Source organism: Streptomyces bauhiniae, assembly GCF_004784475.1.
In the GTDB taxonomy this organism is placed as follows: domain Bacteria; phylum Actinomycetota; class Actinomycetes; order Streptomycetales; family Streptomycetaceae; genus Streptomyces; species Streptomyces seoulensis.
Window position 1 is genome coordinate 559,960 of the sequence record NZ_SRRT01000006.1, and the last position, 22,170, is coordinate 582,129.

The following is a 22,170-nucleotide window of genomic DNA, read 5'->3' on the forward strand; positions in this document are numbered from 1 at the left end:
TTGGAGCATTGGAAGACGGGCCGTGGTCCGTCCGGGCCGCCGAGTGCGGCTGCGGACGACGAGGCTGGGGTACCGTCAGAAGAACTGTCTTATCAAACTCACTATGGCAGGAGGGACGGGGCGTCACCGCTCCGTGTGGATGGACGTGAAGCGATACTTCCGTGGGCCGGTCATGTGGATCGTGCTGGCCGTCCTTGCCGTGGTCGTGTTGATGCAGGTCGTCGGCAATTCCGGCGGCTACAAGACGGTGGACACCGGCCAGGTCGTGGCGGCGATCAACGACAACAAGATCAAGTCGGCCAAGCTGACCACCGGTGACGAGCAGACCATCAAGGTCACGCTCAAGGACGGCGTCAAGGTCAAGGACAGCTCGAAGATCCAGGCGAGCTACATCGGCGACCAGGGCGTGGCACTGGCGCAGACGCTGCAGAACAAGTACCAGGACAAGCAGATCACCGAGGGATACACCGTCTCTCCCTCGAAGCAGAGCCCGTTCGTCGGCGTGCTGCTCACCCTGCTGCCCTTCGTCCTGATCGTGGTCGTGTTCCTGTTCCTGATGAACCAGATGCAGGGCGGTGGTTCGCGGGTCATGAACTTCGGCAAGTCCAAGGCGAAGCTCATCACCAAGGACACGCCGAAGACCACCTTCTCCGACGTCGCCGGCTGTGACGAGGCCGTCGAGGAGCTCCACGAGATCAAGGAGTTCCTCCAGGAGCCGGCCAAGTTCCAGGCCGTCGGCGCCAAGATCCCCAAGGGCGTGCTGCTGTACGGCCGCCCGGGTACCGGCAAGACCCTGCTGGCGCGTGCCGTCGCGGGCGAGGCCGGGGTGCCGTTCTACTCGATCTCCGGTTCCGACTTCGTCGAGATGTTCGTCGGTGTCGGTGCCTCCCGTGTGCGTGACCTGTTCGAGCAGGCCAAGGCGAACGCCCCGGCGATCGTCTTCGTCGACGAGATCGACGCGGTCGGCCGGCACCGCGGTGCCGGGCTCGGCGGCGGTCACGACGAGCGCGAGCAGACCCTGAACCAGCTCCTGGTCGAGATGGACGGCTTCGACGTGAAGGGCGGCGTCATCCTGATCGCCGCCACGAACCGGCCCGACATCCTGGACCCGGCCCTGCTGCGTCCCGGTCGTTTCGACCGGCAGATCGCGGTCGACCCGCCGGACCTCCAGGGCCGCCTGGAGATCCTCAAGGTCCACCAGAAGGGCAAGCCGGTCGCGCCCGACGTCGACCTGGCCGCCGTCGCCCGCCGGACCCCCGGCATGACCGGCGCCGACCTGGCCAACGTGCTCAACGAGGCGGCGCTGCTCACCGCGCGCAGCGACCAGAAGCTGATCGACAACAAGGCGCTGGACGAGGCGATCGACCGTGTGGTCGCGGGCCCGCAGAAGCGGACCCGGATCATGTCGGACAAGGAGAAGAAGATCACCGCGTACCACGAGGGCGGACACGCCCTGGTCGCGGCGGCCTCGCCGAACTCCGACCCCGTCCACAAGATCACCATCCTGTCCCGCGGCCGTGCCCTGGGCTACACGATGGTGCTCCCGGACGAGGACAAGTACTCGACCACGCGCAACGAGATGCTCGACCAGCTCGCCTACATGCTGGGCGGACGCGCGGCGGAGGAACTGGTCTTCCACGACCCGACCACCGGCGCCGCGAACGACATCGAGAAGGCCACCAACGTGGCCCGCGCGATGGTCACCCAGTACGGCATGACCGAGCGGCTCGGCGCCATCAAGTTCGGCGGCGACAACTCCGAGCCCTTCCTCGGCCGTGAGATGTCGCACCAGCGCGACTACTCGGAAGAGGTCGCCGGGCTGGTCGACGAAGAGGTCAAGAAGCTCATCGAGACCGCGCACAACGAGGCGTGGGAGATCCTGGTCGAGAACCGGGACGTGCTCGACAACCTGGTCCTGGCGCTCCTGGAGAAGGAGACCCTGGGCAAGGAGGAGATCGCCGAGATCTTCGCGTCGATCCACAAGCGCCCGCCGCGTCCGGCCTGGACCGGCTCCTCGCGGCGTACGCCGTCCACCCGCCCGCCGGTGCTCTCCCCCCGGGAGCTGGCACTGACCAACGGTGCGAACGGCGCGACGCCCGCGATCAGCACGGTCAAGTCCACGACGACCGAGCACGGTCCGGTCCCGGAGCCGTCCCCCGAGGACCGCCCCGAGAGCTGACGCTCCCTTCGGCCACTGGCCGGAATGTATGCCGCGCCCCCCGGGTTCTAGCCTGGGGGGCGCGGCATTTCACCATGCCCGCGCGCTGGACGCACAGGAACGAGGCACCACATGACCGACCCCGTGACGCTGGCCGGAGACGGCACCATCGGCGAGTTCGACGAGAAACGCGCCGAGAACGCCGTCCGCGAGCTCCTGATAGCCGTCGGCGAGGACCCCGACCGCGAGGGCCTCCTGGAGACCCCGGCACGGGTGGCACGGGCGTACCGGGAGATCTTCTCCGGGCTCCGGCAGCGCGCGGAGGACGTGCTCACCACGACGTTCGACCTCGGGCACGACGAGATGGTCCTGGTGAAGGACATCGAGGTCTACAGCACCTGTGAGCACCATCTGGTCCCCTTCCGGGGCGTGGCGCACGTGGGCTACATCCCCTCGGTCACGGGGAAGATCACCGGCCTGTCGAAGCTCGCCCGGCTGGTGGACGTGTACGCGCGCCGCCCGCAGGTGCAGGAGCGGCTCACCACGCAGATCGCGGACTCGCTGATGGAGATACTCGAGCCGCGCGGCGTGATCGTGGTGATCGAGTGCGAGCACATGTGCATGTCCATGCGCGGCATCCGCAAGCCGGGCGCGAAGACCATCACCTCGGCGGTGCGCGGCCAGCTACGGGACGCGACGACCCGCAACGAGGCGATGAGCCTCATCATGGCGCGCTGACCGCGCCTCCCCCCACCCCGCTCGATCCGGCGGACCGGCGGCCCCTCAGGCGGCCGGTTCCGTGCCGGTGGGCGGGGTGTCGTCGTCCTCGGGGAGGCGGCAGATGCGTTCGAGGAGGATGGCGGCCGCTATGACGGCGAAGCCGGCCAGGACGGAGAAGCCGGCGTAGATGGCCTGGTCGCGGCGGGCCGGGATGTCGAGCAGCTCCAGCAGGAGGACGCCGGTGCCGCCGTAGACCCCGCTGACCAGGGCGGCGACCAGGGCGCTGGCGTGGCCGAAGACGACCGCGCGGGCGGCCATCATCGGGTCGACGCCCTTGGCGTCGGGGCGGCGCTCGCGCTGGGCCTTGAGGCGGGCGCGCAGGGAGAGCGCCGTGGCGAACAGGACCACGGCGATCAGCGCGAGCACGATGGGCGCGGCCACCGGTACGCCGGGCAGGGTGCCGAGCGAGTTCCAGAGGCGCGCGCCGGCCCAGGACAGGACTCCGGCGACGACGAACACGCCTGCCAGCACCCTGATGCGAAGCTGTTTCACGGTGTCCCTTCAGGTCCCCCCGGACCGTGCCGGGCCCGTGGTCGTTGTCGACCTTAACGACTACTCGGGCAGTCGGAGTTCCAGATCCGCGCGGGGCGCGACTCCCTCGCGGGTGACACCGGACAGCAGACCGGCGACCGCGCCCTGGCCGGGCAGCTCGGCGGCGGGGTCCACGTCGTGCCAGGGGGCGAGGACGAAGGCCCGCTGGTGGGCCCGCGGGTGGGGGAGGGTGAGCCGGGGGTCGGCGGAGGTGACGTCGGCGTAGGACACGATGTCGACGTCCAGGGTGCGCGGGCCCCACTGCTCGTCGCGGACCCGGTGGAACGCCTCCTCGACCGCCTGCGCCCGCTCCAGCAGCGAGGACGGCGGCAGGGTGGTCTTCAGGACCACGACCGCGTTCAGGTACGAGGGCTGGCTGCCGGGCTCGACGCCCCACGGCTCGGTCTCGTACACCGGGGAGACGGCCTTGACGCGGACGCCGGGGGTGTCCTCCAGCGCGTCCACGGCGCCCTGGAGGGTCTCCAGGCGGTTGCCGAGGTTGGAGCCGAGGGAGAGGACGGCCCGCTGGGGGTTGTGCAGGGTGGAGTCGGCGTCGTCGACCTGCTGGACGACGGACGCGGGCACCGGCTGGACGGTCGGGTCGCTGTGACCCTTGCTGAAGGGGCGGGTCATGCTCGGCTCCGGAGGATGGTGACGGTCACGTCGTCGAAGGGGACGGTGATCGGGGCGTCCGGCTTGTGGACGCAGACCTCGATCTCCTGGACGCCTTCGTGCTTCAGACAGGTCTGCGCGATCCGCTCGGCGAGGGTCTCGATCAGGTTGACCGGCTCGCCCTCGACCACGGCCACGGCCTCCTCGGCCACGATGCCGTAGTGCACGGTCTTGGTGAGGTCGTCGTCGGCCGCGGCCGGGCGGGTGTCCAGACCCAGGACGAGGTCCACGATGAAGGTCTGGCCCTCCTCGCGTTCCTTGGGGAACACCCCGTGGTGCCCACGGGCCTTCAGGCCCCGCAGCGCGACACGATCCACGCGAATCACTCCTGCAATCGTCGGGAACGGCCGGTCGCTGCCGCGCTCGGGCGGCACACCGGCCCTGGACGAATCTACCTGCGCGCACGGACAGGGCCGGGCCACGGGGGTGTGGCCCGGCGCCGGTACCGGAAGGGTTCACCGGGCGTTTGCCCAGGTGCCTGCCCAGGGGGAACCGGTCGTGCCGTCGGTGGTAGCCGCACTTACCCCGGCGAACGTGATTCCAACCACGCCTCAGGCCAGCGTGCCGTCGTCCGGCCCCACGCCCTCGTCGCCGCCGGCCCCGCCCTCATCCTCGTCCTCGTCCTCCTCGGACGTGGCGAGGACCGGGGAGGCGTGGTGGGACCACAGCTTCCAGCCCTCGGGGGTGCGCCGGAACACATTGGTGGCGACGACGAGCTGCCCGACCAGCGGCCCCAGCTCCTCGCCCTCCTCGGGCGCGGGCCCGCCGCTGAGGATGTTCTCGGTGCAGCTCACGATCGCGGTGTTCCCGGTGACCGAGACATGCACATCGGTGAGGAAGAACTGGATGTAGTCGGTGTTCGCCATGATCAGCGCGTACGACCTGAGCACCTCGCCGCGCCCGGTGAGCACCGGCCAGCCGGGGTGGACGCAGGAGACGACCCCGGTGTCGGCGGGGTCGTGGTACTCCTCGTCGACGCCCAGGTCGGTGGGGGCCAGCCAGAGCCCGGCCACCTCCTCGAAGTCACCGCGCTCCATCGCCTCGTAGAAGGAGGTGTTGGCGGCGGACACCTCTTCGACATCGACGTCCGCGGCGCTCACCGGGCGCCCTCCACCGCGCGGGCCACGCGGACCGCGTCGGCCGTGGCGCGTACCTCGTGGACGCGGACGGCCCAGGCGCCGGCGTGGGCGGCGAGGGCGGAGACGGCGGCGGTGGCGGCGTCGCGTTCGCGGGCGGGTGGGGTGGGGCCCTCGGGGCCGGCCAGGACGTGGCCGAGGAAGCGTTTGCGGGAGGCGGCGACCAGGAGAGGGTGGCCCAGCGCGCGCAGGTGGTCGAGGTGAGCGAGGAGGGCGAGGTCGTGCTCGGCCTCCTTGGAGAAGCCGAGGCCGGGGTCGATTACGACGCGCTCCGGGGCGACGCCCGCCGCGAGGACGGCCTCCACGCGCGCGTGCAGCTCGTCGCAGACCTCGGTGACGACGTCCTCGTAGACGCCCCGGACGTTGCCGCCCTCCAGGAGGCCGCGCCAGTGCATGACCACGAAGGGGGCGCCGGTCCGCGCGACCACGGGCAGCATCGCAGGGTCGGCGAGGCCGCCGCTGACGTCGTTGACGAGGACGGCGCCCGCCGCGAGCGCCTGCTCGGCGACGGCCGCGCGCATGGTGTCGACGGAGACCGTCACGCCCTCGGCGGCCAGGCCGCGTACGACGGGGACCACGCGGCGCAGCTCCTCGGCCTCGTCGACGCGGGTCGCGCCGGGCCGGGTGGACTCGCCGCCGACGTCGACCAGATCGGCGCCCTCGGCCGCGAGGTCGAGCCCGTGCTTGACGGCGGCCGTGGTGTCGAACCAGCGGCCGCCGTCGGAGAAGGAGTCGGGGGTGACGTTGACGACGCCCATGACCGCGCAGCGGTCCCACGTCGGAAGACCCGCCACTTCGCCGCGCCCGCTGAGGTTCTTCATACGTTCAGCGTAGGCCCCGAGGTGCACGGCGAAGGTGCGCGGGTCGGTACGGAACGGCCCCTTCCGGACCGTCTCGGCAAGGCGGTCCGGGGCCTGCGCGGCCCTCCGCGCGAGCTGGGCGGGATTGGTCCGGCCGGGTCAGGCGGCCCGTACGCCGTGCTCGGGGGAGCGGTGCGCGCAGGGCCGGGCGGCGGCGTTCCGGCGGCGCCGCAGGAAGCGGGGCAGCGGCAGCGCGAGGTCCACGAAGCCCTCCGCCTGCATCGCGGCGAAGCCGATGCGGGGCAGGTCGGCCGAGGCCCGGTAGACCACGAAGCGGGGCTCCCAGCGGGGCTGGAACTTGGCGTTGAACTTGTACAGCGACTCGATCTGGAACCAGCGGGAGAGGAACACCAGCAGCCCCCGCCAGGCCCGCAGCACCGGCCCGGCGCCGATCTTCTCGCCGCGCGCGAGGGCGGCGCGGAACATGGCGAAGTTGAGCGAGACGCGGGCGATGCCGAGCTTGGGCGCGGCCTGGAGGGCGGCGACGATGAGCAGCTCGTTCATGCCGGGGTCGGCCGTCCGGTCACGGCGCATCAGGTCCAGCGAGACGCCGTCCTGGCCCCACGGCACGAAGTGCAGGATCGCCTTCAGATCGCCGTACGGGCCGGGTGTGTCGTCCTGTTTGTGGGCGGTGGCGATCAGGCAGTCGCCGTCGGCGGGGTCGCCGATGCGGCCGAGCGCCATGGAGAAGCCGCGCTCGTTGTCGGTGCCCCGCCAGTCCTCGGCGGCCAGCCGTACCCGCTCCAGCTCGCCGGCGGAGAGATCACGGACGCGCCGGACGCGGGTCTCGTAGCCGGCCCGCTCGATGCGCTTGACCATCTGGCGCACATTGCGCATCGCGCGTCCGGCCAGGGAGAAATCCGCCACGTCGACCACCGCCTCGTCGCCCAGCTCCAGGGCGTCCAGGCCGGTCTCACGGGTCCACACCTCGCCGCCCGTCTCCGAGCAGCCCATGACGGCGGGGGTCCAGGAGTGGGCCTTGGCCTCGTCCATGAAGCGCTCGATGGCGCCGGGCCACGCCTCCACGTCCCCGATGGGGTCGCCGCTGGCCAGCATCACGCCGGAGACGACCCGGTAGGTGACGGCGGCCTTGCCGCTGGGGGAGAAGACGACGGCCTTGTCCCGGCGCAGCGCGAAGTGGCCGAGGGAGTCGCGGCGGCCGTGCCGGTCCAGCAGGTCCCGCAGGCGTGCCTCGTCCTCCTCGGTGAGGCGGGCGGCGGGGTGTTCGGGCCGGAAGGCGAGGTAGCTGGTGGTGACGGCGGTGAGCCAGCCGAGCGCGCCGAGGGAGCAGGCGACCGTCCAGGAGGTGCTGCCCTGGTAGTCGACGGGGCCCTCGAAGCCGAACAGGCCGTAGACCACGTGGGTCAGCCGATCGGCCAGGCTCGGGTCGCCGAGGGTCCGCTCGGGGTGGACGCTGACGATGACCAGTCCGAGGACGAGGGAACCGGCGCTCATGAGGACGAAGTTGGCCAGGGCCCGCCAGCGGCTGCGCGGGTCGGGCAGCGCGGCGAACTCGGCGCGGTGGCGCAGCAGCGGCACCAGGAGCGCGACCGAGATGAACACGCCGAGCAGCGAGTGCCGGTACACGAACTCGGCGACCGCACCGGCCGGGAGCAGCACCACGGCGGCCCGCCAGGCGCGCCGCTTGCGGCGTTTGAGCCCGTGCGCGAGCAGGAGCAGCAGCACGCCCGCGCTGAGCGAGAGGGCCGCCGCGAACGGCCCGAAGGAACCGGGCAGCGCCTCCGCGATCGCGTGCATACGGCTGTGACGGAAGCGCGGGAAGACACCCGCGGCGATGTCGAGCAGGCCGACGAGGGCGCACGCCCGGCCGATCAGGGTGGGGACGGCCTCGGCGCGCGGGCCGCGCAGTATGCGCCGCGCCCGGTCCGAACCCCGCGGAACCCCGCCTGACAATTCCCCATCTATCCTGACAGACATCGCATCCCGTAGCTCTGCGAGAGACCTTGAAACCCGGTGCCGATCGGGCATCCGGTGACATTGCGCCCTCTAGGACGGTGTCTTGGGGAGACAGGTTCCTCCCGCTCCGGAAAGCCGGGTCAAAGGTCAAGGAAAGCCTGGGGCAAGTCCGTGCCACCGCACGGTGTCCGAGGCGGAAAGCGCAGGCAGGACGGCCATGGGTCTCACGAGCAACTCACTTCTGGTGCTGGCGGTGGCGGTCGCCGTGGTGCTCTTCGGGGCCACGCTGTGGCTGTGGCCGCGCCTGGCCCGGCGGAGCTGGGCGGCCCTCGCCGGCCGGATCGGCCTGCTGCTCGCCACCCAGTTGGCGCTCATCGGCTCCCTCGGGGTGGCCGCCAACCAGAGCTTCGGCTTCTACGCGGGCTGGGACGACCTGCTCGGCCGGGAGACCGAACAGGGCGTCCTGGTCGACCAGTCGGCGACCACCACCGGCGCGGGCGGCCCGCTCCAGGTGGTGAGCATCAAGTCCCCGCCGGGCGACGACGGTTCACGCGCCTCGGCGGTGGGCCAGGTACAGAAGGTCGACATCGTCGGCCGGGTCTCCCGCATCGCCACCCCGGCCTACGTGTATCTGCCCCCGGAGTACTTCCAGCCCCGGTTCCGCACCCGTACGTTCCCGGTCTCGGTGGTGCTGACCGGCTACCCCGGCACCGCGCAGGCCCTCGTCACCAAGCTCAAGTACCCGGCGGTGGCGCGGGGTCTGGCCAAGGACGGGCGGGCGCAGCCGATGATCCTGGTGATGATGCGGCCCACCGTGGCGCCCCCGCGCGACACCGAGTGCGTGGACATCCCGCAGGGCCCGCAGACCGAGACCTTCTTCGCCAAGGACCTCCCCGAGGCCGTCCTCGCGCACTACCGGGCCGGCGCCCGCCCCGGAAGCTGGGGCATCATCGGCGACTCCACCGGCGGCTACTGCTCCCTCAAGCTCGCCATGCGCCATCCGGACGTCTACGCGGCCGGCGCCGGCCTCTCGGCGTACTACACCGCGCCCCTCGACCCCACCACCGGCGACCTCTTCCACGGCGACCGCAGCCTGCGTGATCACGCCGATCTGCACTGGCTGCTCGCGCACGAACCGGCGCCCGACACCTCCCTGCTCGTCACCAGCAGCAAGGTCGGCGAACACAACTACCGGGACACGCTCAGGTTCGTGAAGGAGGTGCGCGCCACCGGCCGGACCAGGATCTCCTCCATCATCCTGGAGAGCGGCGGTCACAACTTCAACACCTGGCGGCGCGAGGTCCCGCCCGCCCTCCAGTGGCTCAGCGGGCAGCTCAGCGACCGTTGAGCCGGGGGTGCTGAAACCCCGTGAAGCCCTTGCCGTGGCCGGATTTTTGGGCCTCGGGGGCCCATGAGGCGCCTACGCGCGGTAAGTTTCTGGCCATGCCACGTGGACGCCACCGCCATTCACCGCCTCTGCACCGGCTGTTGCCTCCCTCCGCGATCGCCGGTGTCGCCGTCGTCTGCGCGCTGGCACCCTGGGTGTTCTCCTCCCTCGGGGTGGTGCGCGCCCTGGCCGGCGTCGCCGCGCTCACCGCGATCGGCGGCGCGGTCGTCATGCGCCAGTGGGACGCACAGGCGGGCAAGCAGGTCGCCGAGCTGACCCGCGCCCGGGTCAGCGACGAATGGCGGTACGACGAACGGGTCGCCGAACTGGAGACCGACCTGGAGGAGTCGCGCGAGCTGCGCGCCAAGCTGGAGCGGCGCCTGCGGGCCAAGCGCGCCGAACTGGCCGGGCTGCGCAATGAACACGCCTCCCTGCTGCGCCGGTACGCCACCGCCGAGACCGAGCGCGCGAGCGCGCTGGAGGGGCGGCGGCTGCTGGAGATCGAGGCGGTGCCGGAGTCCGGCGCCCTCGCGCTGCCGGCCGGGCCGAGCGCGGAGACCGTGGCGGACACCACCGAGACCCCGGAGGCTCCGGCGGCCGTCTCCGCCAAGGAGCTGTACCTGAAGGCCGCGACCGCGCTGGCGCGGCTGGAGCGGTCGGCGGAGCCGGTGGAGGAGCCCGGGCCCGAAGCCGCTGCGGACGCCGAGGCGGAGTCCGGGGTGGAAGCCGTCGCCAAAGGAGATCCGGACGGTACGGCCACTGAGGCCGGCGCCGACGAGCACGCCCCCGCCGAGCGAGCCGAGGCGCCCGCCGAGGGTCTGGGACCCGTGGACGCCGAAGGCGAAGTGACCGAGGCGCACACCATCCCCGAGGAGACGCCGGAGGAGGCGCAGGCGCACACCGTCGCCGGGCAGCGCCCCGCCGGGCACTTCACCGTGCCGACCGCCGTCGCCGTCGTACCGGCCGCGCCCTCCCGGCGTCCGCTGGTCGAGGGCGGGTTCGACTTCTTCGGTACGCAGAAGGACACCTCCGCGGCGATGGACGTGCGCAACGAGGACCTGGCCGACGTGGTCGGGCAGGAGGCCCTCGCCCTGCACAAGGCGGACGCCGGGACGGCGTACAAGCCCGCCGGCACCTACGACGTGGGCCAGGTCATCGATCTGACCGCGCACGACGAGACCGAGCACATCGACGTGGAGGGGCTGCGCAGCGCGGCCTCCTGATCCTGTCTCCCGCGGACGTGGGGGCCCGGGCGTGGGGGAGACTGGGACGCATGACTGCCACGGAGACCACGGTCGGGATCGGCGGTGCCGCCGAGAGCACCGACATGGTGCTCAACATCGGCCCGCAGCACCCCTCCACGCACGGCGTGCTCCGGCTGCGGCTGGTGCTGGACGGCGAGCGCATCGAGCGCGCCGAGCCGGTGATCGGCTATATGCACCGGGGCGCGGAGAAGCTGTTCGAGGCCCGTGACTACCGGCAGATCATCATGCTGGCCAACCGCCACGACTGGCTGTCGGCGTTCTCCAACGAGCTGGGCGTGGTCATCGCCGTCGAGCGGATGCTCGGCATGGAGGTGCCCGAGCGCGCGGTGTGGACCCGGACCCTGCTCGCCGAGCTGAACCGGGTGCTCAACCACCTGATGTTCCTCGGCTCCTATCCGCTGGAGCTGGGCGGGATCACCCCGGTCTTCTACGCGTTCCGGGAGCGCGAGGTCCTCCAGAACGTGATGGAGGAGGTCTCCGGCGGGCGCATGCACTACATGTTCAACCGGGTCGGCGGCCTCAAGGAGGACCTCACCGACGGCTGGACCGGACGCGCGCGGGACGCGGTGGCCGCCGTCCGCTCCCGCATGGACGTCTTCGACGACCTGGTGCTCGGCAACGAGATCTTCCGGGGGCGCACGCGGGGCGTGGGGGCGCTGACCCCGGAGGCCGTGCACGCGTACGGCGTGAGCGGGCCCATCGCGCGCGCCTCCGGCGTCGACTTCGACCTGCGCCGCGACGAGCCGTACCTCGCCTACGGGGACCTCCAGGACACCCTGAAGGTCGTCACCCGGACCGAGGGCGACTGCCTGGCCCGCTTCGAGGTGCTGCTGGAGCAGACCCACAACGCGCTCGACCTCGCGGACGCCTGTCTGGACCGGCTCGCGGAGCTGCCGCCCGGCCCGGTCAACCAGCGGCTGCCCAAGGTGCTGAAGGCGCCCGAGGGGCACACCTACGCCTGGACCGAGAACCCGCTCGGCATCAACGGCTACTACCTGGTCAGCAAGGGCGAGAAGACGCCGTACCGGCTGAAGCTGCGGTCGGCGTCGTACAACAACATCCAGGTGCTGGGGGAGCTGCTGCCGGGGACGCTGGTCTCCGACATGGTGGCGATCCTGGGGTCGCTGTTCTTCGTGGTCGGAGACATCGACAAATAGCGCCAAATAGGTCACAGAGGCGGCTCGGGCATCCCGGCCGGCTGGAGGAGCCAGCCGAAGTCGCCGAGGCCGCCCGGCGCGGTGAGTTCGGCGGCGGCTCCGGCGTCCGCGAGGGCGCGTACGTAGGCCGCGGGGTCGGTGCCGGCCAGCGCGAGCGGGGGGCGTGCGCCGGTGACATGCAGCGCGCGCAGGGCTTCGCGCTGGGTGAGCAGGCGGGGGGTGCCGTGGGCGCTTCCGGCCGCCGCGCAGGCGTCCAGGGCGACGTGCGCGGTGATGTCGCAGGTGCCGTCGGGCACCGGGGCCGTCTCCCGGCCCGCGCGGAACCCGGTGAGCGTGCCGTAGGGCGGGCGGGTGCCGAGGGTGTGGGCGTAGTCCACGGCCACCGCGAGGCCCCGCTCCACCCGGCCGACGGCTCCGGCCCAGGCCCGGTCCCTCGGCAGCCCGATCTCCGCCCGCAGCCCCTCCTCGGCGGCCAGCGGCCACCACCGGGCCAGCCACGCGGCGTCCGCGCCCGTCACCGGCTCCCCGAGCCGCTCGGTGCCGTCCGACGCGACCAGCACCCGCCGGGGCACGCCCGCGCGGTCGGTCTCGGCCACGTCCACGGGTACGTTGTCCAGCCACTCGTTGGCGAACAGCAGCCCGGTGACCCGCTCGGGCACCTCGGTCCGCCACGCTATCCGCCCGTCCAGCCCCTCGGGCCGGTCCGCGACCTCCACGGCGTACGCCCGCGTGCGCGCCGCCACCTCGTCCGGCAGCGCGGCCAGCACCCCCTGGACCAACTCCCCGCGCCCCGCGCCGAGATCGACGAAGTCCAGCACCTCGGGCCGCCCCAGCGCCCCGTCCACCCGGCACAGCAGCCGGGCCACGGCGGCGGCGTACAGCGGCGAGGCGTGCACGGAGGTCCGGAAGTGCCCGGCGGGGCCCTCGGGACGCCGGTAGAAGCCCTGGGGCCCGTACAGCGCCCGCTCGGTGGCCGCCCGCCAGCCCTGCTCCGATGTCTCCCGCACCGGGTCAGCCTAGGCGTACAGAGGACCGGGGCATCCACCTTGCGGCGTACGTGTGCCGGGCACGGATCGCCCCTTCGGCTGACCCCCGCGCGCACCGGGTTTCCCTACGCTGATGACGTGCAGCGCCTCTATGACTTCCTCCGCCGCCACCCCACGGGGGTCGACTGCTTCTGGGCCGTCGTCCTGCTCGGGCTCTCCGGCGTGAGCGTGGTGAACATGGACGGCACCCCGCACCACCACGGCTCCTTCGCCGCGGCCTGGACGATCTCCACCGTGCTGTGCGTGATCCTGGCCCTGCGCCGCCGTCTGCCCGAGCTGATGCTGGTCGCGGTGCTGGTCACCGGGCTGGCGCAGCTCATCCTGGACGTCGAGCCGGTCGTCGCCGACTTCACCATGCTGGTGGTCGTCTACACGGTCGCCGCGACCGGCGCCCTGTGGGCCTCCCGGCTGGCGCTCGCCACCAGCCTGGTCGCGGCCTCGCTGGCGCAGTTGCGCTGGCCGAACGAGCAGGTCAGCGGGCTGGGGCAGATCGCGCTCGCGGTGTTCCAGACGGTGCCCTTCGCGCTGGCCTGGGTGCTCGGCGACTCCATGCGCACCCGCCGCGCCTACTTCGCCCAGCTCGAGGAGCGCGCCGCCCGGCTGGAGAAGGAGCGCGAGGCGCAGGCCAAGGTCGCCGTCGCCGCCGAGCGCGCCCGGATCGCCCGCGAGCTGCACGACGTGGTCGCGCACAACGTCTCGGTGATGGTGGTGCAGGCCGACGGCGCCGCCTACGTCCTGGACGCCGCCCCCGACCAGGCCCGCCAGGCGCTGGAGACGATCTCCTCCACCGGCCGCCAGGCGCTGGCCGAGATGCGCCGCCTGCTGGGCGTGCTGCGCACCGGCGAGCACCAGGAGAGCGGGGAGTACGTCCCGCAGCCCGACGTGGAGCAGATCGACGACCTGATCGAGCAGTGCCGCGACTCCGGGCTGCCGGTGGACTTCAAGGTCGAGGGCACCCCGCGCCCCCTGCCCAGCGGGGTGGAGCTGACCGCGTACCGGATCGTGCAGGAGGCGCTCACCAACACCCGCAAGCACGGCGGGCCCGAGGCGGGCGCCAGCGTCCGGCTGGTGTACTTCGACGACGGGCTCGGCCTGCTGGTCGAGGACGACGGCAAGGGCGCCCCGCACGAGCTGTACGAGGAGGGCGGCGCGGACGGCCAGGGACACGGCCTGATCGGCATGCGGGAGCGGGTCGGCATGGTCGGCGGCACCCTGGACGCCGGGCCGCGCCCCGGCGGCGGCTTCCGCATCAGCGCGCTGCTCCCGCTGAAACCGGCGCACTGACACCTGTCACGAACGCGCCCCGCACACCTGAAGCCCGCACACCCCGAGAAGGACACGGAAGAGGACCCCGATGGCGATCCGCGTGATGCTCGTCGACGATCAGGTGCTGCTGCGCACCGGTTTCCGGATGGTGCTCGCCGCCCAGCCGGACATGGAGGTCGTCGCGGAGGCGGGTGACGGGGTGGAGGCGCTCCAGGTGCTGGCCACCACCCCGGTCGACGTGGTCCTGATGGACGTGCGCATGCCCAAGCTGGACGGGGTGGAGACCACCCGGCGCATCTGCGCCGAGCCCGAGCCGCCCAAGGTGCTCATCCTGACCACGTTCGACCTGGACGAGTACGCCTTCTCCGGGCTGAAGGCGGGCGCCTCCGGTTTCATGCTCAAGGACGTGCCGCCGGGCGAGCTGCTCAGCGCGATCCGCGCGGTGCACAGCGGGGACGCGGTCGTGGCCCCCTCCACCACACGCCGGCTGCTCGACCGGTTCGCCCCGATGCTGCCCTCGGCCGTCAAGGAGCCCCGGCACGCGGAGCTGTCCCGGCTCACCGAGCGCGAGCGCGAGGTCATGGTGCTGGTCGCCCAGGGGCTCTCCAACGGCGAGATCGCCGCCCGCCTGGTCCTCTCCGAGGCCACCGTGAAGACCCATGTGGGCCGCATCCTCACCAAGCTGGGGCTGCGCGACCGGGTCCAGGTGGTCGTCCTCGCCTACGAGACCGGGCTGGTCCGCGCGGGCGGGCAGCCGTAGGGATCAGCGCAGTACGCCCTCGATGAAGTCGCTGCCCAGCCGGGACACGGCGGCCAGGTCCAGTTGGTGCTGGACGTACCGGCCCTGGCGGCAGCTTGTGATCAGGCCGGCCTTCTTGAGCACGGCCAGGTGGCGGGATATCTCCGGCGCGGACATGCCGTGCGCGTCGGCGAGTTCGCTGGTGCTGTGCGGGCTGCGGGCGAGGTGGCGGCACAGGCGCAGGCGCGCGGGGTGGGCGAGGGCCTCCATGCGCAGGGTGAGCTGCTCCACGGTGGGCGCCTTGGGGCGGGTGGCCTTGGCGGGGTAGGTGATCACGGGCTGCCAGCCGTACCGGTGCAGCACCATCACATGCGGCCACCCGAGGCTGGTCGGCACCAGGACGAGCCCGCCGTCACCGGTGGTGCCCCGGCCCACCAGGAGCTTGTCGATCGTGACGATTCCGGCCTCCTCGTCCAGCGACACCGCGCCGGAGAGCGAGGAGAGGGCCTCGGCGGGGCCCTTGCGGCGCAGCAGCTCGGTCTTGTGCCGTGCGTCGGCGGCGAGTTGGGGTTGCAGCCGGGCCCAGGTGTCGGCGAAGAACGCCTCGTCGCAGTCGAGCACGAGCTGCCGGAACCAGGCGCGGACCGCCGGCGGGTCTTCCAGCAGGCGCCGGGCGAACCGCTCCTGGACGGCACCGCGCGCGGCGGCCAGATCCAGGGCGCGGCGGCGCAGCTCCGGGTCGCCCAGCGGGCCGGGGCTCTGCCGGGAGTACTGGGAGTGGCAGGTGAACTCCAGGGCCGCGTCGACGAACTGCTCGTCCGTCAGCTTGTCCAGCAGGTCGAGTTCCTCGGCGAGCGTGCCGCCCGGCAGCCCGCGCCGGCCGGGGAGCCCGGCGAAGGGGGCGAACACGTCGGAGAACGTGGTGCGCCACAGGAAGTCCGCCTCGCAGAGCCGGTCGGCCAGGCACGGGTCCAGCCGGCCGGACACGGCGGTCGCCCAGCCCTGGAGGTCCGGATGGTGACCGGGCTCGCTGAGCGCGTGCAGGGCCATCCCCAGCTCGGTCAGCGGTGAGGGCACCACGGAGATGCGCTCCGCCGGGAGCCCCTTGACGTCGATGGTCACGCTCATGTGCCCATGGTGCCCCCCACCACTGACAACGCCCCCCGGATTGACGGCCACCGTCAATCGACGGGACGTCAGGTGCCTTGGGCCAGCCGTCCGGCGAAGTCCACGGCCGCGTCCCGTACGTCGCGTGCCGTCCACTCCAGGCCCGCCGCGCGGACCCCGGTCTCCGTGAAGGAGAGGCCGGGGCCGCGGGAGTCCCAGCCGCCGGCGAACAGCAGGGTGCCGGTCTCCTCGGCCTGGCGTACCGCAGCCTCCGCGAGGACCTCGGGCTCGTACGGGAGCCAGACCTGGAAGTCGTGGGTGTGCGGCACCTCGGGGTGGACCCGGACCCACGGCAGCCCGGCCTCGGCGAACCCCTCGCGCAGCGCGGCGGCGACCACGCGCGCGTGCCGGACGTACTCCGGAAGCCTCGGCAGCTCCCGGTCCAGGCCGGCGAGGGCGGAGAGCGCGGTGGGGAACTGCTGGAAGACCATGCCCCCGTACCGGTGCCGCCAGGTGCGCGCCTCCTCGACGAGGCTCGCGGGGCCGGCGAGCGCGGCGCCGCCCAGGCCGCCGAGGGACTTGTAGAACGACACGTAGACGCTGTCGGCCAGGGCCGCGATCTCCTCCAAAGGGCGGCCGAAGTGCTCGGTGGCCTCCCAGAGGCGGGCGCCGTCGAAGTGCACCACCGCCTCGCGCTCCCGCGCGGCGTCGACCGCCTCGGTCAGCTCCTCCCAGGAGGGCAGCAGGAACCCGGCGTCGCGCAGCGGGAGCTCCAGCATGAGGGCGCCGAGGGGCTCGTCCAGGCCGTGCACGTCGGCCGCCGTCACCGGGCGCGGCTCCTGGCTCACGGTCACCGGGCGCAACCCGCTGACCTGGCTGAACGCATGACGTTCGTGCACCTCGGGGTGGGACAGGGCGTGCAGGGCGACGGCCGGGTTGCCGGTACGCGCGGCCCAGCAGCGCAGGGCGACCTGCTGGGCCATGGTGCCGGTCGGGAAGAACACGGCGGCCTCGGTGCCGAGCAGTTCCGCGACCCGGCGCTCCAGGGCGGCCACCACGCCGTCGCCGTAGAGGTCGGCGGGTTCGTCCAGGTCGTACACCTCGGGGGCCGACTCCGTCAGCTCCGCCAGGCGCTCGCGGAGGGTGCCGCGCCAGCCGCCGCGCGCCAGCACGCGCGGGGCGGTGCGGATCGCGGTCCGGCGCCGCTCCCGTATCGAAGGCCGCTGTTCGTCCTCGGTCGTGTCGCTCATGCGGGGGATCATGCCGCGCCGGGCCCCGCGCGGGTACCCGGTTTCCGGGCGGGCCGGTGCGGGGGCCCACAGCCTGTGGACAACCGGGGGCCGGTCACCGGATAGCGTTAACATGACGAGAAATCGTCCGGTACCCAGAGCGGACTGGAACGGGAAGGCCACGGTCGCGTGAGTACAGTCCATCCCCCTGAAGGCACAGCCGGCACAGACACCCGGGACCGCCCCGCGCGGCTCACCGTCGGTGTCGTCGGCGCCGGACGCGTGGGCCCCGCCCTGGCCGCGTCCCTCCAGCTCGCCGGACACCGCCCGGTGGCCGTCTCCGGCGTCTCCGACGCCTCCCAGCGGCGCGCGGAGAAGATGCTGCCCGGTGTGCCCCTGGTGCCGCCCGCCGAGGTGCTCCAGCGCGCCGACTTGGTGCTGCTCACCGTCCCCGACGACGCCCTGCCCGGCCTGGTCACCGGCCTCGCCGAGACCGGCGCCGTCCGCCCCGGCCAGCTCCTCGTGCACACCTCCGGCCGGTACGGCGTCTCGGTGCTCGACCCGGCCCTGCGCGCGGGCGCGCTGCCGCTCGCGCTGCACCCGGCGATGACCTTCACCGGCAGCCCCGTCGACGTCCAGCGCCTCGCGGGCTGCTCCTTCGGCGTCACCGCGCCCGGGGAACTGCGGCTCGCGGCCGAGGCCCTGGTCATCGAGATGGGCGGCGAGCCGGAGTGGATCAGCGAGGAGAGCCGCCCGCTCTACCACGCGGCCCTCGCCCTGGGCTCCAACCACCTGATCACCCTGGTCGCCCAGTCCATGGAGCTGCTGCGCACGGCCGGGGTCGGCGCCCCCGACCGGATGCTGGGCCCGCTGCTCGGCGCCGCCCTGGACAACGCGCTGCGCTCCGGCGACGCGGCCCTCACCGGCCCCGTCGCGCGCGGGGACGCGGGCACGGTCGCCGCGCACATCGCCGAGCTGCGCGAGCACTCCCCGCAGACCGTCGCCGGGTATGTGGCGATGGCCCGCGCGACCGCCGACCGCGCCCTCGCCCACGGCCTGCTCAAGGCCGAGCTGGCCGAGGACCTGCTCGGCGTGCTCGCCGACGAGGGGACCGGCACCGGCACCGGCAGCGCGCCCGGCACCGGCACCGACGCGGACGACGACGAGAACGGCCCCGAGGGGAACGACCGATGACCACCGCCCTGCTGAGCACCGCCGACGAGCTGCACGCGCGCGTGCGCCACGGCCGCCGTGCCGTCGTGATGACCATGGGCGCCCTGCACGAGGGCCACGCCACGCTGATCCGCGCCGCCCGCGAGATCGCCGGGCCGGACGGCGAGGTCGTCGTCACCGTCTTCGTCAACCCGCTCCAGTTCGGCGCCGGCGAGGACCTCGACCGCTACCCGCGCACCCTGGACGCCGACCTGGCCCTCGCCGGCCGCGCGGGCGCGGACGCGGTGTTCGCCCCGTCCGTGGACGAGGTCTACCCCGGCGGCGAGCCCCAGGTGCGCATCACCGCGGGCCCCATGGGCGGCCGCCTGGAGGGCGCCACCCGCCCCGGCCACTTCGACGGCATGCTCACCGTCGTCGCCAAGCTGCTGCACCTCACCCGGCCCGACGTGGCGCTGTACGGGCAGAAGGACGCCCAGCAGCTCGCGCTCATCCGGCGCATGGTGCGCGACCTCAACTTCGGCGTGGAGATCGTCGGCGTGCCCACGGTCCGCGAGGAGGACGGGCTCGCCCTGTCCAGCCGCAACCGCTACCTCGCCCCCGAGGAGCGCGCCACCGCCCTCACCCTGTCCCGCGCCCTGTTCGCCGGCCGCGACCGGCACGCGGCCCAGGAGGCCCTGCGCGCGCGGGCCCTGGAGGTGCCCTCCACGCACGCGCGCGCGGAGGCGCTGAGTGCCATAGGCGAGTCGCGGGCGGCGGCCGACGCGCACGCCGTGGCCACCGCCGCGCCCGGCGGCCCGGCGGCCGTCCGCGCGGCCGCCCGCCAGGCCCTGGACGAGGCCGCCCGCTTCGACCCGCCGCTCGACCTGGACTACCTCGCCCTGGTCGACCCGGCCGACTTCACCGAGATCGCCGACGACTACACCGGCGAGGCGGTCCTCGCGATCGCCGCGAAGGTCGGCTCTACCCGGCTGATCGACAACATCCCGCTCACCTTCGGCAGCCCTGGAGCCGCCCTGTGAACAGCACCGGCATACGACTGCACGCGCCCGCCCCCGGCTGGTCCATCCCGGCCGACGTCGTGGTGGTCGGCTCCGGCGTGGCCGGCCTGACCGCCGCGCTGCGCTGCGAGGCGGCCGGCCTGACGACGGTCGTCGTCACCAAGGCCCGCCTGGACGACGGCTCCACCCGCTGGGCGCAGGGCGGCATCGCGGCCGCCCTGGGCGACGGCGACACCCCCGCACAGCACCTGGACGACACCCTGGTCGCGGGCGCGGGCCTGTGCGACGAGGACGCCGTACGCCTCCTGGTCACCGAGGGCCCCGACGCCGTACGGCGGCTGATCGACACCGGCGCCCGGTTCGACACCGACGACGCGGGCTCGATCCAGCTCACCCGCGAGGGCGGGCACCACCGGCGCCGCATCGCCCACGCGGGCGGGGACGCCACCGGCGCGGAGATCTCCCGCGCGCTGGTCGACGCCGTCCGCGCGCGGGGCCTGCGCACCATCGAGAACGCGCTCGTCCTGGACCTGCTCACCGACGCCGAGGGCCGCACCGCGGGCGTCACGCTGCACGTCATGGGCGAGGGCCAGCACGACGGCGTGGGCGCCGTGCACGCGCCCGCCGTGGTGCTCGCCACCGGCGGCATGGGCCAGGTGTTCTCCGCGACCACCAACCCCTCGGTCTCCACCGGCGACGGCGTGGCGCTGGCGCTGCGCGCGGGCGCCGAGGTCAGCGACCTGGAGTTCGTGCAGTTCCACCCCACCGTGCTGTTCCTCGGCCCCGACGCCGAGGGCCAGCAGCCGCTGGTCTCGGAGGCGGTGCGAGGCGAGGGCGCCCACCTGGTCGACGCCGACGGCACCCGCTTCATGGTCGGGCAGCACGAGCTGGCCGAGCTGGCCCCGCGCGACATCGTCGCCAAGGGCATCACGCGGCGGATGCACGAGCTGGGCGCCGAGCACATGTACCTCGACGGCCGGCACTTCGGCGCCGACATGTGGGAGCACCGCTTCCCGACCATCCTGGCCGCCTGCCGCGCCCACGGCATCGACCCGGTCACCGAGCCGATCCCGGTGGCCCCGGCCGCCCACTACGCCTCCGGCGGCGTCCGCACCGACGACCGCGGCCGTACGACGGTGCCCGGCCTGTACGCGTGCGGCGAGGTCGCCTGCACCGGCGTGCACGGCGCCAACCGGCTCGCCTCCAACTCCCTGCTCGAAGGGCTCGTCTACGCCGAGCGCATCGCCGCCGACATCGCGGCCGAGCACACCGCGCACGGCCCGCACACGCGCGTACCGGCCCCCGTCCCGCACCACGGCACGCCCGCGCACCCCCTGCTGGCCCCCGAGGACCGGCTCGCCGTGCAGCGGATCATGAGCGAGGGCGCGGGCGTCCTGCGCTCGGCCGCCTCCCTGGAGCGTGCCGCACAGCGCCTCGCGGAGCTGCACTCCCGCGCCAGCGACACCCTGGACGGCGAGGGCAAGACCGCCGAGCCCGGCGTCGACACCTGGGAGGCCACCAACCTGCTGGACGTGGCCCGCGTCCTGGTCGCCGCCGCAGCGCTGCGCGAGGAGACCCGCGGCTGCCACTGGCGCGAGGACCACGCCGGCCGCGACGATCTCCACTGGCGCCGCCACCTGGTGGTGACCCTCCGCGCGGACCGTTCGCTGGCCGTACGCACCACCGACAGCGCAGACTTCCCCCCTACCCGGTGACATCTCGGTCCACCGGGTGAACCCGCCTCCCCAGGAGCAGTGACGAACGTGAGCACCGACGACCTTCCCCTCGCCCCGACCGGCGGCTGCGGCGACGGCTGCGCCTGTGGCGCGGACGAGGAGGGCGAAGAGCAACTGGAGTGCGGTCTCGACCCCGCGCTGGCCGCGCTGCTGGCCGAGGCCGGGCTCGACCCCGTCGAGATCGAGGACATCGCCAACGTCACCGTCCAGGAGGACCTGGCCGGCGGCGTCGACGTGACCACCGTGGCGACCATCCCCGAGGACGCGGTGGCCACCGCCGACTTCGTCGCCCGCGAGGCCGGCGTGGTCGCGGGCCTCCGGGTCGCCGAGGCCGTGCTCTCCGTGGTCTGCGAGGACGAGTTCGAGGTCGAGCGGCACGTCGAGGACGGCGACCTGATCGAAGCCGGCCAGCGCCTGCTGTCGGTCACCACCCGCACCCGCGACCTGCTCACCGCCGAGCGCAGCGCCCTGAACATCCTGGGCCGCATGTCCGGCATCGCGTCCGCCACGCGCGCGTGGGCCGACGTGCTGGAGGGCAGCCGCACGCGCGTGCGCGACACCCGCAAGACCACCCCCGGCCTGCGCTCGCTGGAGAAGTACGCGGTGCGCTGCGGCGGCGGCGTCAACCACCGCATGTCGCTCTCCGACGCCGCCCTGGTCAAGGACAACCACGTCCTCGCCGCCGGCGGTGTGGCCGAGGCGTTCAAGGCCGTGCGGGAGACCTTCCCGGACCTCCCCGTGGAGGTCGAGGTCGACACCCTGCACCAGCTCCACGAGGCCGTCGAGGCGGGCGCCGACCTGATCCTGCTGGACAACTTCACCCCAGGCGAGTGCGCCGAGGCCGTCACCCTCACGGCCGGCCGCGCCGAGCTGGAGGCGTCCGGGCGGCTCACCCTGGAGAACGCCCGCGCCTACGCCGACACCGGCGTGGACTTCCTGGCCGTCGGCGCCCTCACCCACTCCTCGCCGGTGCTCGACATCGGCCTGGACCTGCGCCCGGCGGAGTGAGGCGG

At 73.2% G+C, this 22,170-nt stretch carries 20 protein-coding genes; 11 read left to right on the plus strand and 9 right to left on the minus strand.

What is annotated here, in order from left to right; all coding sequences use genetic code 11:
- The first annotated feature begins 139 nt into the window (after positions 1-139).
- Both ftsH and folE read left to right on the plus strand, forming a co-directional pair.
- A complete protein-coding gene (ftsH, locus tag E5083_RS22365; protein ID WP_135787452.1) occupies positions 140-2,179 on the plus strand; it encodes an ATP-dependent zinc metalloprotease FtsH in 2,040 nt (679 codons plus the stop codon).
- 111 nt (positions 2,180-2,290) lie between these two features.
- Entirely contained in the window at positions 2,291-2,896 is a 606-nt protein-coding gene (gene folE / locus E5083_RS22370) for a GTP cyclohydrolase I FolE (protein WP_135787453.1), read from the plus strand.
- Positions 2,897-2,941: 45 nt separating this feature from the next.
- Here folE and E5083_RS22375 read toward each other — a convergent pair whose 3' ends face one another.
- The 6 genes from E5083_RS22375 to E5083_RS22400 all read right to left on the minus strand — a co-directional run bounded on the left by E5083_RS22375 (position 2,942) and on the right by E5083_RS22400 (position 8,051).
- Entirely contained in the window at positions 2,942-3,430 is a 489-nt protein-coding gene (locus E5083_RS22375; RefSeq protein WP_135787454.1) for a DUF3180 domain-containing protein, read from the minus strand.
- A gap of 60 nt (positions 3,431-3,490) precedes the next feature.
- Positions 3,491-4,102, minus strand: a complete 612-nt coding sequence (folK, locus tag E5083_RS22380; protein ID WP_135787455.1) for a 2-amino-4-hydroxy-6-hydroxymethyldihydropteridine diphosphokinase — start codon at positions 4,100-4,102, stop codon at positions 3,491-3,493.
- Positions 4,099-4,458 (minus strand): dihydroneopterin aldolase, encoded by a 360-nt coding sequence (folB, locus tag E5083_RS22385; protein ID WP_030811277.1) that lies wholly within the window; start codon positions 4,456-4,458, stop codon positions 4,099-4,101. Before folB ends, folK begins: the two co-directional genes overlap by 4 nt.
- A gap of 234 nt (positions 4,459-4,692) precedes the next feature.
- Positions 4,693-5,241 carry a nuclear transport factor 2 family protein gene (locus E5083_RS22390; protein ID WP_135787456.1) on the minus strand — a complete coding sequence of 183 codons (549 nt, stop codon included), beginning with the start codon at positions 5,239-5,241 and terminating at the stop codon, positions 4,693-4,695.
- A complete protein-coding gene (gene folP, locus E5083_RS22395; RefSeq protein WP_135787457.1) occupies positions 5,238-6,098 on the minus strand; it encodes a dihydropteroate synthase in 861 nt (286 codons plus the stop codon). The genes E5083_RS22390 and folP overlap by 4 nt, the downstream gene beginning before the upstream one ends.
- 138 nt (positions 6,099-6,236) lie before the next feature.
- Positions 6,237-8,051, minus strand: coding sequence for a phosphatidylglycerol lysyltransferase domain-containing protein (locus E5083_RS22400; RefSeq protein ID WP_135787458.1), 1,815 nt, complete (start codon positions 8,049-8,051; stop codon positions 6,237-6,239).
- A gap of 220 nt (positions 8,052-8,271) precedes the next feature.
- Between E5083_RS22400 and E5083_RS22405 the strand changes: the two genes are divergently transcribed.
- The 3 genes from E5083_RS22405 to E5083_RS22415 all read left to right on the plus strand — a co-directional run bounded on the left by E5083_RS22405 (position 8,272) and on the right by E5083_RS22415 (position 11,863).
- Positions 8,272-9,402: an alpha/beta hydrolase gene (locus E5083_RS22405; RefSeq protein ID WP_135787459.1), complete on the plus strand. Its 1,131-nt coding sequence runs from the start codon at positions 8,272-8,274 to the stop codon at positions 9,400-9,402.
- Between the two features lie 95 nt (positions 9,403-9,497).
- Positions 9,498-10,664 (plus strand): hypothetical protein, encoded by a 1,167-nt coding sequence (locus E5083_RS22410; protein WP_135787460.1) that lies wholly within the window; start codon positions 9,498-9,500, stop codon positions 10,662-10,664.
- A 50-nt stretch (positions 10,665-10,714) separates the two neighbouring features.
- The gene (locus tag E5083_RS22415; RefSeq protein ID WP_135787461.1) at positions 10,715-11,863 is read left to right on the plus strand and encodes an NADH-quinone oxidoreductase subunit D; all 1,149 of its coding nucleotides are present in this window, start codon (positions 10,715-10,717) and stop codon (positions 11,861-11,863) included.
- Positions 11,864-11,874: 11 nt separating this feature from the next.
- Here E5083_RS22415 and E5083_RS22420 read toward each other — a convergent pair whose 3' ends face one another.
- On the minus strand, positions 11,875-12,870 hold the full coding sequence (locus E5083_RS22420) for an SAM-dependent methyltransferase (RefSeq protein ID WP_135787462.1): 996 nt from the start codon (positions 12,868-12,870) through the stop codon (positions 11,875-11,877).
- Between the two features lie 117 nt (positions 12,871-12,987).
- On the opposite strand from E5083_RS22420, the gene E5083_RS22425 reads away from it, so the two are divergent.
- The gene (locus E5083_RS22425) at positions 12,988-14,193 is read left to right on the plus strand and encodes a sensor histidine kinase (protein WP_135787463.1); all 1,206 of its coding nucleotides are present in this window, start codon (positions 12,988-12,990) and stop codon (positions 14,191-14,193) included.
- Positions 14,194-14,263: 70 nt separating this feature from the next.
- Complete coding sequence (locus E5083_RS22430) at positions 14,264-14,935, plus strand: response regulator (protein WP_135787464.1); 672 nt, start codon at positions 14,264-14,266, stop codon at positions 14,933-14,935.
- 3 nt (positions 14,936-14,938) lie between these two features.
- Here the strand turns inward: E5083_RS22430 and E5083_RS22435 are convergent, their stop codons facing one another.
- Both E5083_RS22435 and E5083_RS22440 read right to left on the minus strand, forming a co-directional pair.
- Positions 14,939-16,042, minus strand: a complete 1,104-nt coding sequence (locus E5083_RS22435) for a DUF5937 family protein (RefSeq protein ID WP_135787465.1) — start codon at positions 16,040-16,042, stop codon at positions 14,939-14,941.
- A 68-nt stretch (positions 16,043-16,110) separates the two neighbouring features.
- Positions 16,111-17,283 carry a threonine aldolase family protein gene (locus E5083_RS22440; RefSeq protein ID WP_425276739.1) on the minus strand — a complete coding sequence of 391 codons (1,173 nt, stop codon included), beginning with the start codon at positions 17,281-17,283 and terminating at the stop codon, positions 16,111-16,113.
- A gap of 156 nt (positions 17,284-17,439) precedes the next feature.
- Between E5083_RS22440 and E5083_RS22445 the strand changes: the two genes are divergently transcribed.
- Genes E5083_RS22445 through nadC form a run of 4 tightly spaced genes read left to right on the plus strand, consistent with a single transcriptional unit; the run spans position 17,440 to position 22,165 of the window.
- Positions 17,440-18,444 (plus strand): Rossmann-like and DUF2520 domain-containing protein, encoded by a 1,005-nt coding sequence (locus E5083_RS22445; protein ID WP_135787467.1) that lies wholly within the window; start codon positions 17,440-17,442, stop codon positions 18,442-18,444.
- Positions 18,441-19,442, plus strand: a complete 1,002-nt coding sequence (gene panC, locus E5083_RS22450) for a pantoate--beta-alanine ligase (RefSeq protein WP_135787468.1) — start codon at positions 18,441-18,443, stop codon at positions 19,440-19,442. Before E5083_RS22445 ends, panC begins: the two co-directional genes overlap by 4 nt.
- On the plus strand, positions 19,439-21,136 hold the full coding sequence (locus tag E5083_RS22455) for an L-aspartate oxidase (RefSeq protein WP_135787469.1): 1,698 nt from the start codon (positions 19,439-19,441) through the stop codon (positions 21,134-21,136). The genes panC and E5083_RS22455 overlap by 4 nt, the downstream gene beginning before the upstream one ends.
- 48 nt (positions 21,137-21,184) lie before the next feature.
- Complete coding sequence (gene nadC / locus E5083_RS22460; protein ID WP_030811240.1) at positions 21,185-22,165, plus strand: carboxylating nicotinate-nucleotide diphosphorylase; 981 nt, start codon at positions 21,185-21,187, stop codon at positions 22,163-22,165.
- Positions 22,166-22,170: the final 5 nt, after the last annotated feature.

Coding starts and splice junctions, on each gene's coding strand:
- ftsH (WP_135787452.1), top strand. CDS start 140: ATGGACGTGAAGCGATACTTCCGTGGGCCGGTCATGTGGATCGTGCTG.
- folE (WP_135787453.1), top strand. CDS start 2,291: ATGACCGACCCCGTGACGCTGGCCGGAGACGGCACCATCGGCGAGTTC.
- folK (WP_135787455.1), bottom strand. CDS start 4,102: ATGACCCGCCCCTTCAGCAAGGGTCACAGCGACCCGACCGTCCAGCCG.
- folP (WP_135787457.1), bottom strand. CDS start 6,098: ATGAAGAACCTCAGCGGGCGCGGCGAAGTGGCGGGTCTTCCGACGTGG.
- E5083_RS22405 (WP_135787459.1), top strand. CDS start 8,272: ATGGGTCTCACGAGCAACTCACTTCTGGTGCTGGCGGTGGCGGTCGCC.
- E5083_RS22410 (WP_135787460.1), top strand. CDS start 9,498: ATGCCACGTGGACGCCACCGCCATTCACCGCCTCTGCACCGGCTGTTG.
- E5083_RS22415 (WP_135787461.1), top strand. CDS start 10,715: ATGACTGCCACGGAGACCACGGTCGGGATCGGCGGTGCCGCCGAGAGC.
- E5083_RS22430 (WP_135787464.1), top strand. CDS start 14,264: ATGGCGATCCGCGTGATGCTCGTCGACGATCAGGTGCTGCTGCGCACC.
- E5083_RS22435 (WP_135787465.1), bottom strand. CDS start 16,042: ATGAGCGTGACCATCGACGTCAAGGGGCTCCCGGCGGAGCGCATCTCC.
- E5083_RS22440 (WP_425276739.1), bottom strand. CDS start 17,283: ATGATCCCCCGCATGAGCGACACGACCGAGGACGAACAGCGGCCTTCG.
- panC (WP_135787468.1), top strand. CDS start 18,441: ATGACCACCGCCCTGCTGAGCACCGCCGACGAGCTGCACGCGCGCGTG.